The sequence below is a fragment of the Vallitalea sediminicola genome (genome assembly GCF_054408565.1).
Genome location: NZ_BTPT01000103.1, coordinates 1 through 3,343 on the forward strand (window position 1 = coordinate 1; position 3,343 = coordinate 3,343).

Below are 3,343 nucleotides of genomic sequence, written 5' to 3' on the forward strand. Positions count from 1 at the left end.
TGTTGCAGGTGATGAAAATGTGATAACTTATACTCCGTTTGAAGCTCAACAAGCTATAGATTATTTAGCACCAGGTCAAAGTAAGCAAATAACTGTTGATAGAATCACTAAAAGTGATACTTTATCATTATCACTAACACAATTAAATAAAGTATTAGATAATAGAAAGCTTAAAATAAAGATGGTTGAGGTTCTAGCTGATATCCCAGGAAAAACTACGTCGACCTCTAATATCTTTAGTTATTATCAGGATGATATCAAAGGAAGAACTGCTGATATAGAAATCAGACGTACTAAAGACAATGGGGATACTTATACGGCTAAGACATATCAAGTAATTGCAAAGCATAGTAGTTATAATCCACATATGACATTAAAACGTGCATTACAGCTTACTATGGATGCAGAGATAAGGTCAGAAGGAAATCTATATCTTGAAAATCAGAATATCGATGATTGGAATATATCATACAATGATGAGATGAAAACACGAATCAGTAGTTTAGATTATAATGAAAAAAAATACTATGATGTAGAACTTAACTATAATGACCACATTATACTCTATGAACCTATTGAGAGAGAAAACCCTGAAATAAGATGGTTCGCATATTCTGATGATTATAAAAATGTTGGTGTCAATGTAGCAAGAGGTAATGATGAAATTTCTAATGTAGCTGTTACTGTAAGTATCAATGATACTGAAAAGACGGTTACTCTTAATTATAATCCAAATATTAATTTGTATGTTAATGAAACAGCTTTTTCAAGCATAGCAGATGCATCTTATAGAAGTAAAATTACAGTAACAACCAAATCGGGAAACATAATAGAAAAATATATTACCCCAGAAAAGGATGGTTTTGGATATGTCCCTTTATCAAATCCTGTATTATTAATGGGAAAGCAAGAAACTAAGAATTTATCAAATGGTAATAGTGATATTGATTTAAGTAATTATCCTAATGCAAGAGCTATTGCTGTACAGGTAACTTCTAATAGATGGAGTGCACCGAAGAATTCTGTTACTTTAGAAAATGTTACTGCTGAATTAGGCAAAGGAGATGTACATATACCTTCATGGAAGATTAAGCTTACAGATAATACTGGTAAAGTCTATACTCTAGAAGGAACTGGGCAATTATATGAACTTAAGGATCTTTCCAAGGAAAATATACCCAATAATAGCATTGAAAAAATAGAAATTACTGGGGACAAAGGATTTGCTGTACAGCTATATCAGCATAAGAATTTTAATTATTATGAGGATAATAATAATATTGATGCTTGGACATTTTATAATATTAATGGTGATAGTGAGTACGAACTAAAGGATTACAAAGCTGATGGTAAAGCATGTTCTTTAAGGGTAGCTTATGTTGGTTCCAGCAAGCAAAAGGCAGTTTATCATCTGTGGTTACGGGATTCTAGAAATAGTACAGTGGTTTATAAACGTGGTAGTGAAAATTTTTTAGCGGACCTTACACAAGTAGGTATAAATAACGATTATTTAGAAGATTATTCATTTATTGCTTATCCTACAATCAAATTTCACGTATATTTAGATGGTCATCAGCAAGGCGAAAAATGGCCAAAAGGTGATAACATAGACGATGCCTTTGATAATGAAACAAAAAATATGATTGGCTGGAGTATCATAAGGGATAAGTTAAAAGGTAGCTATTATCCTGCTACTAGTAATGCAAGACAACATGGTGAAGGGATAAGTTCTTTTAGTGTTATAGGTTTTGAAAAATATCATGAAAATATTACATATTTAAAGGGGGCAAAGAACTCTCCTATTATATCAAAAACACTAGTAGTTCCAGTTATGGGTTCTAATCTTAGAACAAGTTGGGATATACAAAACGGTGTTAGAAATCTAGAATACCAAGAAACAGATGCATGGATTGATGTAAAATTATTAGGATATTTTACCAGTAAACAAAATGAAGGATATAAATACAAAGATATTCCTAATAGGACATATGATAGTGGATCAAGAACATGTACTGTTATTTGGGGTAAATCAGATGTTAATAAAAAGCTTTTTACAGGCATTAATAATGCAAAAGGTTATCTATTAAATGTAACTAATGACAGGATTAGTGCAGATAAAGTGAGTATCACTATAAATGGAGTTACAACTAATTTGGGAGCTTCAGATTCTATATTAACAGAAAAAGATTGGCATAATACTTTTACTAATTCTAATTGGAGTGCTTCAACTGATTTAGCTGATATTCATAGGGTATCCCTCACTAATTCTAAGAGAAAAGATAATCTATTGTTTGTCCCAGCTAATCCAGTAAATCCTGCTTACTTGGATATTGCTACAATTATTTCAGATTATAAAACTACTGATATATCAACTGAGAAAATATTTATTGAAGTATTAGGTTATTTTTCTGAAGATGCAGACCTTTTGTTTATTCCAGTATATTCTAGGTCTCCTAAAAATACAAATGATTCAAATCAATGGTTTTCACTTGAAGAAAATGTAAATAAAGGTCATTTTCCAAAAGTATTTCTTAGTAACTTAGTAATTCCATATAATAAAATCTTTGATAAAAATTATATACAAAATGGTATGTATTTAAGTGTAAGAGATTCCCATTGTACAAATAAAGCATTCTATACATTTGCTGATCATTATGTAGGAGATAAACCAATAAATGGTGTATATTATTCTGATAATAGACCTCTCAAAGATTATAATATAGATGAGTTATGGAATGATTCAAGATTAATATATTTAGTAAACAATTCTGATGAATTTAGTGCAACTATTTGCTCTAGTCATTGGCATAAAAAATTCGATTTACTGGGATATTTCCATTAGAAAATAATGGGTTGTTGAATAGTACTATGATTCAATAGCCCATTTGAATTCACATAGAGAAGTTATACCAAAAAAATATTATGAACAATATTTAAGGAGGAAAATAACTAATGAACAAGAATGATACAGCAACAAAACTTACTAAAAACAAATTTTTAAGTGAGATATTTATAATACTGATTATATTACAAATGATTTTTTTACCAACATCATCTTTTGCTGAGACCATCTCTTCAAATAACCTACCTACAGATACCTTATTAAGTAGTTCTACACATGAAGATTCTGATGATGATGGTATATCAGATTATCTTGAATTACATGGATATATGATAGATAATGAAAATAATATAGTCCCGTGGGATGGTAATGAAAATAACAAATATCATAAATCAGATCCTAATTCTGCCTCCACTACAGGAGATCCTTATGATGATAGGAGTAAATTAGCTGGTAGTGGGTTACATTCTCCTATAGATTCTATAGCAAAAAATAATCCTG

2 protein-coding genes are annotated in these 3,343 nt (G+C 30.1%); both read left to right on the forward strand.

What is annotated here, in order from left to right; translation table 11 throughout:
• The coding region (locus ACX6CF_RS25545; protein WP_458788211.1) for a hypothetical protein at positions 1-2,842 on the forward strand (2,842 nt) is incomplete at its 5' end.
• A gap of 110 nt (positions 2,843-2,952) precedes the next feature.
• Positions 2,953-3,343 (forward strand): binary toxin-like calcium binding domain-containing protein (locus tag ACX6CF_RS25550; RefSeq protein WP_458788212.1); only part of this gene is annotated, 391 nt, incomplete at its 3' end.